Origin of the sequence: Neorhizobium sp. DAR64862/K0K3 (assembly GCF_050500185.1) — a bacterium.
Lineage (GTDB): Bacteria > Pseudomonadota > Alphaproteobacteria > Rhizobiales > Rhizobiaceae > Neorhizobium > Neorhizobium soli.
The window spans coordinates 1,085,001-1,099,494 of the sequence record NZ_CP191450.1 but is presented as its reverse complement, the minus strand read 5'-3'; the positions used below and the strand labels follow the sequence as shown (position 1 = coordinate 1,099,494).

General features: G+C 60.7%; 14 protein-coding genes (1 of these 14 running past the window's edge). 1 reads left to right on the top strand and 13 read right to left on the bottom strand.

The window, feature by feature from the left end:
• Positions 1–211: 211 nt before the first annotated feature.
• The 13 genes from ACQY1L_RS21920 to ACQY1L_RS21860 all read right to left on the bottom strand — a co-directional run bounded on the left by ACQY1L_RS21920 (position 212) and on the right by ACQY1L_RS21860 (position 13,415).
• Entirely contained in the window at positions 212–1,768 is a 1,557-nt protein-coding gene (locus tag ACQY1L_RS21920) for a formate dehydrogenase beta subunit (RefSeq protein ID WP_430244485.1), read from the bottom strand.
• Positions 1,765–2,244 carry a formate dehydrogenase subunit gamma gene (locus tag ACQY1L_RS21915; protein ID WP_430244483.1) on the bottom strand — a complete coding sequence of 160 codons (480 nt, stop codon included), beginning with the start codon at positions 2,242–2,244 and terminating at the stop codon, positions 1,765–1,767. The genes ACQY1L_RS21920 and ACQY1L_RS21915 overlap by 4 nt, the downstream gene beginning before the upstream one ends.
• 237 nt (positions 2,245–2,481) lie before the next feature.
• Positions 2,482–3,090, bottom strand: a complete 609-nt coding sequence (locus tag ACQY1L_RS21910; RefSeq protein WP_113110025.1) for a J domain-containing protein — start codon at positions 3,088–3,090, stop codon at positions 2,482–2,484.
• A 151-nt stretch (positions 3,091–3,241) separates the two neighbouring features.
• Positions 3,242–4,528: a TRAP transporter large permease gene (locus ACQY1L_RS21905; RefSeq protein ID WP_430244481.1), complete on the bottom strand. Its 1,287-nt coding sequence runs from the start codon at positions 4,526–4,528 to the stop codon at positions 3,242–3,244.
• 2 nt (positions 4,529–4,530) lie between these two features.
• Positions 4,531–5,040 carry a TRAP transporter small permease gene (locus ACQY1L_RS21900; RefSeq protein WP_430244479.1) on the bottom strand — a complete coding sequence of 170 codons (510 nt, stop codon included), beginning with the start codon at positions 5,038–5,040 and terminating at the stop codon, positions 4,531–4,533.
• 90 nt (positions 5,041–5,130) lie between these two features.
• Positions 5,131–6,135 (bottom strand): TRAP transporter substrate-binding protein, encoded by a 1,005-nt coding sequence (locus ACQY1L_RS21895; RefSeq protein WP_244508887.1) that lies wholly within the window; start codon positions 6,133–6,135, stop codon positions 5,131–5,133.
• 239 nt (positions 6,136–6,374) lie between these two features.
• Positions 6,375–7,175 (bottom strand): phosphodiesterase, encoded by an 801-nt coding sequence (locus tag ACQY1L_RS21890; RefSeq protein WP_430244476.1) that lies wholly within the window; start codon positions 7,173–7,175, stop codon positions 6,375–6,377.
• Positions 7,176–7,241: 66 nt separating this feature from the next.
• Positions 7,242–8,534: an ABC transporter substrate-binding protein gene (locus ACQY1L_RS21885; RefSeq protein ID WP_430244474.1), complete on the bottom strand. Its 1,293-nt coding sequence runs from the start codon at positions 8,532–8,534 to the stop codon at positions 7,242–7,244.
• A gap of 59 nt (positions 8,535–8,593) precedes the next feature.
• Positions 8,594–9,415, bottom strand: a complete 822-nt coding sequence (locus ACQY1L_RS21880; protein WP_062576395.1) for a carbohydrate ABC transporter permease — start codon at positions 9,413–9,415, stop codon at positions 8,594–8,596.
• The gene (locus tag ACQY1L_RS21875; protein ID WP_192078587.1) at positions 9,415–10,335 is read right to left on the bottom strand and encodes a carbohydrate ABC transporter permease; all 921 of its coding nucleotides are present in this window, start codon (positions 10,333–10,335) and stop codon (positions 9,415–9,417) included. Before ACQY1L_RS21875 ends, ACQY1L_RS21880 begins: the two co-directional genes overlap by 1 nt.
• A gap of 2 nt (positions 10,336–10,337) precedes the next feature.
• Complete coding sequence (locus ACQY1L_RS21870; protein ID WP_430244472.1) at positions 10,338–11,483, bottom strand: ABC transporter ATP-binding protein; 1,146 nt, start codon at positions 11,481–11,483, stop codon at positions 10,338–10,340.
• 161 nt (positions 11,484–11,644) lie between these two features.
• Positions 11,645–12,433, bottom strand: a complete 789-nt coding sequence (locus tag ACQY1L_RS21865) for a potassium channel family protein (protein ID WP_062463298.1) — start codon at positions 12,431–12,433, stop codon at positions 11,645–11,647.
• Between the two features lie 91 nt (positions 12,434–12,524).
• Positions 12,525–13,415, bottom strand: coding sequence for a LysR family transcriptional regulator (locus ACQY1L_RS21860; protein ID WP_430244470.1), 891 nt, complete (start codon positions 13,413–13,415; stop codon positions 12,525–12,527).
• Positions 13,416–13,513: 98 nt separating this feature from the next.
• On the opposite strand from ACQY1L_RS21860, the gene ACQY1L_RS21855 reads away from it, so the two are divergent.
• Positions 13,514–14,494, top strand: the 5' portion of a protein-coding gene (locus ACQY1L_RS21855) for an aldo/keto reductase (RefSeq protein ID WP_062463303.1). It continues 123 nt past the right edge of the window; only the first 981 of its 1,104 coding nucleotides appear in the window; the start codon lies at positions 13,514–13,516; the stop codon falls past the right edge of the window.

Sequence of the window (14,494 nt, the reverse complement as noted above, 5' to 3'; positions counted from 1 at the left end):
CCCCCAAAAGGGGGGCGAACAGATGCCGCACCGACTTCACCCAATCGGAAACGAGCGAGTGCAGCGATCTGAGCCCTCCCACCTGTGGGGAGGGCGGCGAGCACAGCGAGCGGGAGGGGTCTTGCTGCCCGCCCTTCGCTATAGCTGCGGGCATTCGTCATTCGAAAAGCCAAATCGTTGGCTTTTCGTCTGCTATGCAGAGCACTCCTCATCATTCCGCGGCCTCCACCATCGGTGCCGGCGCAAAGTCCTCAGGAAAATGGTTCATCGCGCTCATCACAGGATAGGGCGTGAAGCCGCCGAGCGCGCAGAGCGAGCCGAACTTCATCGTGTTGCAAAGATCCTCCAGCAGCACCTTGTTCTTGTCAGGCTCGATGCCGGCGCGGATCTTGTCGACCGTCTCGACGCCGCGGGTGGAGCCGATCCGGCAGGGGGTGCACTTGCCGCAGCTTTCGATGGCGCAGAACTCCATCGCGAAACGGGCCTGTTTCAGCATGTCGGCGCTATCATCGAACACCGAGATGCCGGCATGGCCGATCAGCCCGCCTCTTTCGGCAAATGCCTCGTAGTCGAAGGGCGTATCGAACAGTTGCCTAGGGAAGTAAGCGCCGAGTGGACCGCCGACCTGCACCGCCTTGACCGGTCGCCCGGTTGCCGTGCCGCCGCCGATATCATCGATGACCTGGCCTAGCGTGAGCCCGAAAGCCGTCTCGAACAGGCCGCCGTGCTTGACGTTGCCGGCGATCTGGATCGGGATCGTGCCGCGCGAACGGCCCATGCCGAAATCCCGGTAGAATTCTGCGCCGCGCTCCATGATCACAGGCACAGAGGCGAGAGAGATGACGTTGTTGACCACCGTCGGCCGGCCGAGAAATCCCTGCAAAGCCGGTAGCGGCGGTTTTGCGCGCACGGTACCGCGCTTGCCTTCCAGCGAGTTCAAGAGCGACGTCTCCTCCCCGCAGGCGTAGGCGCCGGCGCCGGAGCGGATCTCGATGTCGAAGGCATGCGCCGAGCCCATCACTGAACGCCCGAGGATGCCAGCCGCGCGGGCGATCTCGACCGCCTCGCTCATCGTGGCAATGGCATGCGGATATTCCGAGCGGGTATAGACGTAACCCTTCGTGGCGCCGGTCGCGATGCCTGAGATCGCCATCCCCTCGATCAAAACGAAGGGGTCGCCCTCCATGATCATTCGGTCGGCAAACGTGCCGCTGTCGCCCTCGTCGGCATTGCAGACGATGTATTTCTGGTCGCCCGGCGCGTCCATCACCGTCTTCCACTTGATGCCGGTCGGAAAACCGGCACCGCCGCGGCCGCGAAGACCGCTGTCGGTAACCTTTGCGACGATCTCCGCCTGCGACATCGCGATGGCGTTCCGAAGACCCACAAGTCCGTTGTGCCGCTGGTAATCCTCGAGCGACAGGGGATCGGTGATGCCGCAGCGGGCAAAGGTCAGCCGGGTCTGCTGACGAAGGAAAGGAATTTCCTCCGTCAGCCCGAGACAGAGGTCGTGACCTCCGCCATGCAGCAGCCCGGCATCGAACAACCCGGCCACGTCGCCGGCCTTGACGGGCCCGTAGGCGATGCGCCCGCGTTCCGTCTCCACTTCGACCAGCGGCTCCAGCCAGACCATGCCGCGCGAGCCGTTGCGCACCAGTCTTGCATCCAGCCCGCGGCTGTCGATTTCCTGCGCGATGGCCTTTGCCACCCTGTCTGCGCCAAGCGCCAGAGCTGCGGCATCGCGCGGAACGAAGATCGTAACCGTCATCGCCTTGCCTCCCGCACCATGTCGCCGAGACACTGCTCGTCGACCCGACCATAGAGTTCGCCGTCCATCATTGCGGCCGGTGCGCAGGCGCAGAGGCCGAGGCAGTAGACCGGCTCCAGCGTCACCGCGCCATCGAGCGTCGTCTGGTGGAAGTCGATCCCGAGAACCTGCCGGGCGCGATCCGCGATATGGTCGCCGCCCATCGACTGGCAGGCCTCGGCCCGACAGAGCTTCAGCACATGACGGCCCGCCGGATGATCGCGGAATTCGTGATAGAAGGTGACGACGCCGTGCACCTCGGCGCGAGACAGGTTGAGTTCGGTCGCGATCACCTGCTTGACCTCATCCGGCACGTAACCGAACTCCGCCTGAATGGCATGCAGGATGGGCAGCATCGGCCCTTCGAGATGCTTCAGGCTTGCGATAATGCTCAGCGACCGCGCGGTGAACTCACCGGCGGAAATATGCATGTTCATATGAGCGGCCTCCCCGCTGATCCCGCAAGCCGCCCTCCACGACAGCCAACGGGGTCAAAACACGTGCAAGGTGGGCGAACCCAGCTTCACGATGCAGGAAAGTGTCTCATCTCATGATTTTTGGTCAATAGTGCAGAACGGTTACGCAATAGAACAAAGCTATCGCACAACCTGCCGCCATTCGGACGCGTCCGAGTCTTAACTGTAAGACCCGCAACTATAGCGATGCACGAAGTCTCAGCAGAAGCCGTTCAGCTTGAGGATCTTGTGCGCCTCGATCGATGCGCGAAGCTCGTCTTCCGATGTTCGGCTGCCCTGGTTTGCATCGGGATGGTGCATCTTGAGGCGCTCCTTGTAGCGGAGCCTGATCTGCGCGGGCGTTGCGTCTTGCGGAAGTCCGAGTGTCTCGAACGCCTTTGCTTCGAGAACCTTGAGCTTTCTTGCCTGCTGTTCCGCCTTTTGCGCCTTACGCTGCTCCGCGCTCTTTCGCGCGTTGAGCGCCTTTGCCGACCCGGAGCGGGTCGTCAGCGGCATCGGGATTTCGGTTGGCTGCTTTACACCGGTTCCCATCGTTGAGCGCTGGCCAGCGACCGCTTCCTTCTGGTAGCGGGCGACCACGGGATCCGACTGGGCGGGCGAAAAGTTATAGCCCTTGTTATAATCCTTGATGTGCTCGAGACAGAATAGAAGATACAGGCCTTCGCCGCCCTGGCCGACTGGCGCGCGGTGTGAACCCTTTTTTTCGCAGCCATCCCACTGGCATCTCGGCCCGGATGTGTCGCTTTGCGGCGCAGGCTTTTTGCGGATGGACTTCAGGCCCACAAATATCTTCGAATCGACTGTCATAGGCGTCTATATGGCGGCAAGCTGCGATCTCGGCAAGCGGCGAACCTGCGTTCCACATTTATCCGTGTTTTTCGGAAAACAACTGTGCTTTTGGCGGCGATATCCGGCCTTCGTTACCGAGTGTCGCCGCGGCTATCTTGGGAGTACCGGATCAAAATCCGGTGAGACGCGGCAGCCAGGTCGACAGCGCCGGAATGAAGGTGATCACCAGCAGGATCACGACGTAGGCGACGAGGAACGGTGTCATCTCCCTCGAGATCTCGCTGACCCTGATCCTGACCGCGGCCGAAACGACATAGAGAAGCTGGCCGACTGGCGGCGTTATGAGGCCGATCGTCAGGTTGAGAATGACGATCATCGCAAAATGGATCGGATCGATCCCCAGGCTGAAGGCGATGGGCGCAAGGATCGGCACCAGGATCATGACGCCGGGAAGCGGATCCATGAATGTACCGAAAAGCAGCAACAGCACGTTGACGGCGAGAAGGAACATGATCGGGCTGAGGTTCCACGATATGATCAGGTCCGCCATATATTGCGGCACGCCTTCAATGATCAGCACCCAGGCAAAGGCGCGTGCGGCAGCGAGGATGAGCAGAATGCCGACGGTGATCATCGCCGAGCGGAAGATGATATCAGGCAGATCCCGCATGTGCAGGGAGCGGTAGATGAACATGCCGCAGAACAGCGAGTAGAATACCGCGATGACGGATGCCTCGGTCGGGGTGAAATACCCGGCGCGGATGCCGCCGACGACGATGACAATCAGGGCAACTGCCGGCATCGCGTAGACCGTCGTCCTTACCATCTCGGCAAGCGTCGGCCGCAGATCCATCGAGCGGTAGTTGCGCTTGCGGGAAATGTAGAAGTTCACCAGGCACATCGCGGCGGAGATCAGGAGACCAGGAATGACGCCCGCAACGAACAGGCCGCCGACCGAAACGCGATTGTCCTGCAGGGCATAGATGATCATGGTGATCGACGGCGGGATGATCGGATCGACGATCGCCACAGCCGCAGCCAAAGCGGATGCGTAGCGCTTCTCGTAACCGCTTTTCTCCATCATCCGGATCGTCATCGCGCCCGGTCCGGCCGCTGCTGCAAGTGCCGAGCCGGAAATGCCGGCAAACAGCGTCGTCGAGATGATGCTGGCATAGCCGAGCCCGCCGCGGGCGCGGCCGACGAATTGCGCCGCCAGGCGCAGAAGGTGGTGCGTCAGGGCGCCGCCCGTCATCAGTTCTGCCGCCAGGATAAAGAACGGGACGGCAAGCAGCGGAAAGCTGTCGACGCCGGAGAACATTTCCTTGATCACGACGATCTGCGGATAGCGGCTTCCCAGGATGACGGCGAGCCAGGTCGAGATCGCCAGAGTGAAGGCAATCGGCACGCCGACGGCCATCAGGATGAAAAACGAAACGAAGAGAATGGAAATCATCATGGTCAGGCAGCAACCGGCGGGAGGTCGTCTTCGCCCTGCAGCGCACTCATGCCGCCGACCACGTAGGTGCGCAGAACCAGGAGAAGATGGATTGTCAAAAGGGTGAAGCCGATCGGGATTGCGAGATAGATATAGCCGAAAGGGATTTGCGTGGACGGCGTCGTCTGCAGCATCGTGCGGCCAACGTAGGTCTTGCCCGCCCAGATCATCACCGCAAAGAACGCGAACATGATGAGCGCCGAGATGATCCGAAGGATGCGGGCTTTGCGATCTCCGACCGCGATCTGGACGTTGTCGATCGCCGTCAACGAACCGTGCCTAAGCGTGATGCCGGCGCCGATGAATGTCAGCCAGATCATCAGGTGTCGGGCCACTTCGTCCGACCAGGTGATCGACTGATTGGTGAGAAACCGAAGGCAGACGTTGAGAAACACCAGGATCGCCATCGCCGACAGTATGGCGATCAGCAGCCAGCGATTGAGATCGACGAAAATACGTTCGAATTTCTGCATTGCACCCCCGGCGCTCGAAGCGCCGCCCCTCGGATCGATCCGCTGACGGGCGTCCACCTGAAGAGGGCGCCCGTCGAAGTGTTGACGCGCTTATTTCGTGGCGATGATCTGGTCGACAAGTTCCTTGGTATAGGTCTTGTAGTAACCGTCATAGGCGGACTGGATCGACTTCTGGAACGCGGCCTTCTGCTCGTCACTGAGCACGTTGACCTGCATGCCTGAAGCCTTCGCCTTTTCCACGCCGTTCTTTTCGGAGGCGTCGACAAAGGCGCGCATGGCTTCTTTGCCCTTCAGCGCACCGTCCGCGAAGATCTTCTGTTCGTCCTCGGAAAGGCTTTCCCAGAACGATGGCGCCACGATCAGCATTGCCGGCGAATAGACGTGTCCGGACACCGTCAGATACTTCTGAACTTCCCAGAGCTTGGCGGAGACGATGACCGAAAGCGGGTTTTCCTGTCCGTCGATCGCGCCCTGCTGCAGGGCTGGAATGACTTCCGGCCAGGACATTGGCGTCGGTGCGGCACCAGCCGTCTTGAAGGCCGCGATATGGACCGGATTTTCCATGGTGCGGATCTTCAGCCCGGCCAGATCCTCCGGCTTTTCGATCGGCTGGCGGTTGTTGGTGATGTGGCGAAAGCCCTGCTCGCCCCAGGCAAGGGCGATCAGCTCGCGATCGCGGAACTTTTCAAGGATGCCTTCACCGATCGGTCCGTCCAGCACGGCGCGCGCATGCGTCAGGTCGCGAAACAGGAACGGAATATCAGTGACGCCAATCTCGGGTACGAAGTTGGAAAGTGCCCCGGAGGAGACCACGACGGCCTGGACGCCGGTTCCAAGCTGCAGGCCTTCGATGACTTCGCGCTCGCCACCCTGTGCGGAGGACGGGAAATGCGTGAACTTGAATTTGCCCTGGCTGGTTTCGGTAACGTATTTGTCCCAGCCATCGGCGGCGGCACCGTAATGGGAATCGCGCGCCAGCGCGTAGGCGATCTTCACCTCGGTTGCCTGTGCCAAGGCACCGGTTGCCCAGGTCGCTGCAAGGGTGGCAGCCGCAACGGCGCCAGCAAAAGTCCGTCTGTTCAACGCATGAAACACGTGTTTTCCTCCCGTAGAGCGCGTCGTCCTCATCCGCGCATGTGGACGACCTCCATCCGCGAAAACCTGATAGACGTCAAGTTCATCCAAGGCCGATAGAAGAGCCTCGCCGGGGGTATTTCGGTTGCAGTCTGATCGACGGCTGATGTCTGTGGTGGAAAAGACGCATCGCCTGCTTTCAGGCTCTGCAAGACGCAGGCTTTGGTCGAGGCGCACGACTTCGCCTCGACCGTCCGAAATCAAGGCCCTTCGCAGATCGGCGCCTGGCCGGTGATCGTCTCACCCACTTCCACGGCGTAGGCGCGCAGGCCATGTCCATCGAGGTTGATGATCCGGTAGCAGGGATTGCCGCCCGTCCAGAACGGCATCGGATTGGCAAGGTCTGTCACGAATCGATGGGCGCAGGCCTGACCGGAGCTGTAGGCGATGCCCTCGGCGCTCGTTCCCGACATCGGAACATGGATATGGCCGAACACGATATGACGGATGCCCGCTTTGTGGCCGGCAAGCCGGCGCATGATCCGCCCGTCGTCATGCATGCCGATGTGATCGAAATGGGCAATGCCGCAGTCGATCGGCGGGTGATGGATAAAGACTGTGACCGGGTGCTTGCCGGCACCTTCGAGCGCCTCGTCCAGAAACGCCATGCGGTCTTCGCCGAAGACGCCACCAATGACACCGCCCTCATGGCTATCGAGAAAGACAAGCCGTCCGAACTCCGTGTCGAGGAAGGACTGGACATATCCGTTTGCATCAATCGGATGGGCAGGGAAGGCCGCCCTGAAATTCGGCCGGTCGTCATGGTTGCCGAGCATCAGGCGCACTTCGAACGGTACGGGCGCCAGAATATCCTTGAGGATGTCATAGGCTTCGGGATCACCGTGATTGCAGAGGTCGCCGGTCATCACCAACAGGTCCGCATCGGCGTGCTTCTCGAGGACATCAGCCACGGCTGCGCGCAGCTGTTTCTCGGGGTCGACACCGTTCACGGACTGGCCTGACAGCATCAGGTGCGTATCGGTGATCTGCAGAATTTTCATCGTCGTTCTCTCAAGAATGAAGAGGCCGCGGAGAGGCTCCCCGCGGCCGTAGGCATTGGTCAGTGATTACTTCATCAACGCGTTGGTCTGCTCGACGATCTGTTTCAGACCGGCCTCGGGCGTGACTTCGCCGCGCATGACGGTGCCGATGATGTCGCGCTGGGTGCGCCAGATGCGCACGGAATCACCACCCGGATAACCGGCCCATGGCAGTGAGCGCTCAGCCTGGAGCGAAGCGGTTTTGACGTTCGGATGCTCGGCATAGTAAGGCGCCAGGAATTCCGGACCGGTGGCGAGCTTGTTGGTTGGCAGGTAGCCGGTGATGCGAACGATGACGTTCTGCGCTTCCGGGCCCGTCACCCACTTCATATACTTCCAGGCTGCGTCCTGCTTTTCCTTGTCCTGGGTCAGCATCACGGCTGAGTTTCCGCCGGTCGGCACGCCGCCCTTTTCAGGGTTATCCAGCGGGAAGGTCGAGGTCACCAGCTTGAAGCGGTCACCGACCAAGGCTTCGATCGTCTGCACATGGGCAGGCGTCGAGAAGATGAAGCCGGTCAGGCCTGCACCGAACTGCTGACGAGACTGGTCCCAGTCAAGCAGGTTCTGGCCGCCTTCGGTGACGAAACGTCGGGCGAGCTTTAGAGCGTTGAGGCCGATCTCGTTGTCGAAGCCGACGGTCTTGGTGGTCTCATCAACCAGTTTGCCGCCCTGATTGGTGATGAGCGCCTGCCACAACCAGTCATCCGGCCACAGGTTGATATCGTAGCCCATGCCGGACACCTTGGCGTCCTGCGCATGGATCTTGTTCGCAAGCTGGATCAGGCCGTCGAATGTCTTCGGCATGTTGTCCGGGTCGCCGCCGGCTTTGCGCACCAGTTCGGCGTTGACATAGATGATCGGCGAAGAGGCGTTGACGGGCAGGCCGTACTGCTTGCCGTCAACCATGCCGAGCGCTGACATCTTCGGCGAATAGTTCTTGTCGAGGAAGGCCTGGCCGCCCTCCTTTTCGATGAACGGCGCGAGATCGGTGATCTGCTTGCGCGGTGCGAGTGTGTGGACCAGTTCTGCCGTCAGATTGTAGCCCGAGAAATAGACGTCCGGCAGGTTGCCGGTGACGGCTGCGCGCAGAACCTGCTGCTGGCCATCGTTATAGCCGGGCGCTGGCGCCAGGAAGTTGATCTTGACGTCCGGATTGTTCTTCATGAACTCATCGGCCAGCGGCTGATGAAATTTGGTGAAGCCCGGCAGGTTGTAGAGAATGTTGAGGGTGACATCCGCTGCAAAGCTCTGCGCGGAGAATCCCGTCAGAGCAAGGCCAAGGGCCAGGCCGCCGAGAGCGGTCCGTCGTTTGATGTTCATTGTCGTCTCCGAAGGGTTCGGTTGAGGGAGGAAGGCTAAGGCTAGTAAGGCTAGAGCAGTTACTTCACGCCGGTCATGGTGATGCCGGCGATGAAATGTTTTCTGGCAAGAAGAAAGCAGACAACCATGGGGGCGGTGATGATCGTCGCGCCCGCCATGAGTGCGCCGTAGTTCGCTCCGGATTCGACGTCCGCGAAGAACAGCATGCCGAGCGGCGGCGGCGCCAGATTGGTGTCGGTGACAACGATCATCGGCCAGTAGAGGTCGTTCCAGTGGGCAACCAGCGAGAACACCGAGAAGGCCGCAAGCGAAGGCAGCGAGCCGCGCAGCACCAGCCGGAAGCAGATTTCCAGTTCCGAAAAACCGTCCATGCGTGCGGCTTCGATGATCTCGTCGGGATAGCTGCGGAACGACTGATTGAAGAGGAAAATCGCAAAGACCGAGAGAAGAAACGGCATCATCATCGCGAAATAGGTGTTCAGCAGCTGCGCTTTTGCGAGCCCCACGAAGAGGGGCAATGCCAGCGCCTGGATCGGCACGGTGAGTGCGGCAATGACCAGCGTCAGCAGCAGTTTGCGGCCCGGAAAGCGAAGCTTTGCGAGCGCGTAGGCTGCAGGCACAGCTGTCAGCACCTGCACGAACAGGATGCCGAAGCAGACGATCACACCGTTCAGCATGAAGCGGAGCATCGGTACCTGACTGGCCGCGCGTGAATAGTTGTCGACGGCTGCAAATTTCTCCGGGATCGGCCAAAGCGAGACGCTGAAGATCTCGGCGGGCGAACGGATGGAGGTCAGAAACATCCAGTAGAACGGCAGCAGCATCACGAAGGCCCCGGCGGCCAGAACGACATGCGGCAAATATCTGCGGAGCGCGGCCATCAGTAATGTACCTTCCGGTCCATATGCACCGTCTGGCCGATCGAGAGCACCAGGACGATGGCAAGGAAAATCAGGGTGAGGGCGGCCGCATAGCCGGTGTTGGAATATTCGAAGCCTTCAAGGTAGAGCGCGAACAGAAGCACTTCCGAGCCCGAGCGACCCTTGGTCAGAACCGCGACGGTTTCGAAAACCTTGAATGCGGATATCGACGTGGTGACGATGACGAACATCATCGTCGGCCCCAGCATCGGCAATGTGACCGTCAGGAAGCGGTCGATCGGATTCTTCGCGCCGTCGAGCCGGACGGCCTCATGCAGATCCTTCGGGATCGCGGTCAGGCCGGCCAGAAAGAGCACCATGTTAAAGCCCAGCACCTGCCAGATGCCGATGATCGCCATGGTCGGGATGAGCAGCGACGGGTTGGACAGAAAGCCGACCGGCTCGAAGCCGAACCACTTGATTGCCGCATTGACCGGTCCGAGCGAGGGGTGCAGCAGAAACTGGAACACGGTTGCCATCGCAACGAGCGTTGCCGTCACCGGCAGGAAATAGGCGATCTCCCAGAAGCCGCGGCTGCGCTTTCTGTTATAGACGAGAAGGGCCACCCCGAGCGCCAGGATGACGCCCGCCGGAATAACGATGAGCGCGTAAAGCACCGTGTTCCACAATGCCCGCAAGAATACCGGATCGCTGAACGCCTTGCGAAAGTTGTCGAGGCCAACGAAGCTGGTGGACATGGCGCCGAGCTGATAGTCCGTGACCGAGAAGACGGCGAGAACAAGCATCGGAATGATGTAGATGGCGAGCATCAGCAGCACAGCCGGAGCAACGAAGAAAAGCCCCCGGCGTGCCATGCGGCGTGCTGTCGAGGATTTGCGTGGCCGGGCCTCTGAAATTGCCTCTACCGTTGAAGCCGCCATACTCACGCCGGCACCTGTTCGTGAACGGTGATCTCGCGGCGCTTCTCGTCGGACCCGAAAAGATGGACGCCTTCCTTTGAAAACGCCAGCCGAACATTTCCATCCGCATCCGCGCCAAGATCGTCACCGACCCGCTGCCGCATGACGATGGAAATGGAAGGATCGCAGTTGAGATTGAAGGTGACAAAACGGTCTGCGCCCTGAGTTTCGGTGCGTACTAGGCGTGCCTCGATGCCGTCTTCTGCGGGAAAGACATCTTCAGCGCGAATGCCGAGTGTCGCAGGTCCCGGCCATGCGTTGCGCGCGGTGATACCGAGCTTTTGTCCGAACAGAACGATCTCTCCCGATGCGTCCAATTCGACGGGCAGGAGGTTGATCGATGGCGTTCCGATGAAACGCGCCACTGTCAGGGTCGACGGCCGCCGATAAAGTTCGTCCGGCGTGCCGAGCTGCTCGATGCGGCCTTCCGACATCAGGGCAATGCGGTCCGACATGGTCATCGCTTCGATCTGGTCATGGGTGACATAGATGAAGGTGGCGCCGAGGCGGCTGTGCAGGTTGGTCAGTTCGCCACGCATATGAGCGCGCAATTTTGCGTCGAGATTGGACAGCGGCTCATCCATCAGGAAGGCAGAGGGCGAACGGACCAGGGCGCGGGCAAGCGCCACACGCTGGCGCTGACCGCCGGAAAGCTGTGCCGGCCTTCGATCGAGCAGATGGCCGATCTGCAGCACGTCGGCGGCTTCTTTCACCGAAGCGTCGATCTCGCGGAGCATTTCGGCATTCGCGATCATGCGCCCGATCAGCGGCAACCTCGACCAGACCGAAAGGCGGCGCATGCGCAGCGGCGTCGCGATATTGTCGCGCACGGTCATATGAGGATAGAGCGCGTAGGACTGGAACACCATTGCCAGATTGCGGTCGGACGGATCCACATCGGTGACATCGCGGCTGCCGATCGACACCGTTCCGCGATCCGCGGTCTCAAGGCCTGCGATGATCCGGAGCAACGTGGATTTGCCGCAGCCGGACATGCCCACGAGCGATAGAAACTCGCCAGGACGGATGGATAGGTCGATGCCCTTCAGGACGTCGTCGGCCCCGAAGCCTTTCCCGATGCTGGCAATGTTAAGCGATTGAGGCTGCATTCTGAGCTCCTTTTCGAAGGGGCTATGCAGCCGCGACATGACGGTGTTGCGACAGTTTTGAGAAGGTTATGTAACGGAGGAGGAGGGTGGGACGTGGACTGTTGGGTGCTACGCCTGCCCCTCAGGGTCGACGGCGGTTAGAGACCTCGCCGGTCATTCGTTCAGCTGCCCTCATCCGGAATGTTCAACACCTCTCCACAGGCCTTGCAATGCACCGCGTCTGCGTCATGGCGTTGCAGAGCGCAGCGCGGGCAGGGAAACGTGACCTTGTGCGGCCTGACGATCGCCTGCGCCAGCCGGACAAACAGCGAGATGCCGATGATCATGGTGAAGACGGATGTCAGCTTGCCGACCGTTCCCGGAAGCGTGATATCGCCGAAACCGGTCGTGGTGACCGTTGCCACCGTGAAGTAGAGCGCGTCGATGAAACCTTCGCTTCCGTCACGATTGTAGAAGAACGTGGTGTAAACGAACCCGGTCATCAGAAACAGGAACACCAGGAAGTTCAGCACGGCGCGCACGACGTCCAGATAGGACACGCAGCCTGCACGCCGCAGAACCTCCTTCAGCAAGGGGCTTTGTCCGATGGCCCAAAGGCGCATGACGCGAAGAAAGGCAAAGTTGAACAGCGCGTCGGGGAAAAGCAGCGTCACCAGGAGGACGAGATCGATCCAGGTCAACGGCCTTGCGAGCCAGTGTCGCAGTGACGGCGCTGCGACGGCGCGGACCATGAGCTCCAAGCCGATCCAGGCTGCGATGATGTAATCGACGATCAGATAGGACGGGCTGGACCGAAGATACGGGCCGAGCAGGAAGAATGCCAGGATCGCCAGATCGACGACCGCAAATGCTGCCTGCATGGCGATGGCGTTCCGACCCGTAGGGCGCTCGAGCAACCGCACGCAGTCCCTGAACTTGATCCGGTCGCTTCTTTTTTCGACAATTTTCATGAGTTCCAGATAGATCGAAAGGAGATGTCATCAAGCGTACGCACAAAAACACGTTGCTGACCGCGCCAGTAGCAAATTGCGGAGCCCTTGCTCAACTGGTTTTCAAGGCGGCGATCAGCGCCCGCAACGCCGGCGGGGATTGTCGCCGGCTCGGGTGATAAAGATGAAAACCCGGGAATCTTGGGCACCACTCGGCGAGGACCTGGATGAGCTTGCCCGACGCAATATCCTCCGCCACGTCATGCTCCATAATGTAACCGAGTCCGGCGCCCGCTCGTACGGCTGCAGCCGGAAGATCGCCGTCGTTGGCGACCAGAGGCCCGCGGGTGCGGATCTTGATGTCCTTGTCACCCCTCTGGAATTCCCAGGGAAGAAGTCCGCCCGATGTCTTCAGCCGATAACCGATGCAGGCATGACGGTCGAGATCATAGGGTGTCAGGGGAGGCGGGTATCTCTCGAAATAGGAGGGCGTGCCGACGACCACCGTCCTCAGGTCCGGGCCGATCTTGACTGCGATCATGTCCTTGTCGACCGTTTCTCCCAGCCGGATGCCCGCATCGAAACCAGCCGCGACGATGTCGGTCAAACCGTCGTCAATGTTGACCTCCACGCGCACATCCGGGTTTGCAAGCAGGAAACCCGGCAGTTTCGGGAGAAGCACGATCCTGGCCGCATAGGCAAAGGTGGTGATCCGCACTGTGCCAGACGGGTTGTCACGCCATTCAGCCATTGCCTGCAGGCCGTCTTCTATCTCCGCCAGCGCCGGGTTCAGTGATCGAAGCAGCCGCTCGCCCGCTTCCGTCGGAGACACGCTGCGTGTCGTGCGCGCCAGAAGCCGAACGCCCAGCCTCTCTTCCAACCCGCGCATCGCATGGCTGAGTGCCGATGGCGACATGGCGAGGATCGCGGCCGCACGGGTAAAGCTGCACTCTCGTGCGACCGTCGCGAACGCCACGAGATCATTGAGGTGGTTGCGCTCCATTGCTGCAAGCTGCTCACAAGTTCATGCCGCCCGCAACCTCTAATCGGCAGGAGCAGGTGTTGCTAGGTTCTTCGTCATCACCAGCATGGAGAAGACGCATGGATCTCACGCATTACCGCACACTCGGCAAATCCGGACTGATCGTCAGCCCGCTCGCGCTCGGAACGATGACGTTCGGCGCCGGTCGGTGGGGCGCCGGTGAAAAGACGTCGCGTGATTTGTTCGATACCTATACCGACGCTGGCGGCAACTTCGTCGATACCGCCGACATCTATTCGGGCGGCGAAAGCGAAACCATGCTCGGCACTTTCATGAAGGACAAAGGCAACCGGGATCGTCTGGTGATCGCCACCAAGTCCGGTTTTTCCCGCGCGCGGGGCACGCCGCTCTGGGGTGGGAATGGCGCGAAAAACATCCGGCTCGGGATGGAGGGTTCGCTGCGGCGGATGAAAACCGATTATATCGACATGTACTGGATCCATGTCTGGGATCGTACGACGCCCGCCGAGGAGGTGCTGCAGACCCTGGCGGACGCGGTGCACGCCGGAAAGATCCTGCATTACGGCTTTTCCAACACGCCGGCCTGGTATGTCGCCAAGATCGCAACACTTGCGGAAGCGCACGGCCTTCCGAAGCCGATCGGCCTGCAGTACAGTTATTCGCTCATCGACAGAGGCGTCGAGCTCGATGTTATCCCGGCAGGTGCCGAGTTCGGCTTGGGGCTCGTTCCCTGGAGCCCGCTCGCTGCCGGCTTGCTGTCCGGCAAGTATGGTCGCGACAAGATTGCCGATGCGGGGCGCGCCACAGCGATGCCCGATAGCGGTGCACCGACGAGCGAGGGAGACAGCGACGGCCGGTTGAACGGGGACAATCCGTTTGGGGGCATGTTGTTTACCGAGCGCAACTTCGACGTGGTCGATGTGGTGAAGACGGTCGCAGACGAGATCGGCCGTTCCCCGGCGGAAGTTGCGCTTGCCTGGGTTGTCAACCGACCCGGCGTGTCCTCGGTTCTGATCGGTGCGAGCCGAGTCGCCCAACTCACGGAGAACGTCGCGTCGCTCGCAATCACACTGAGTGAT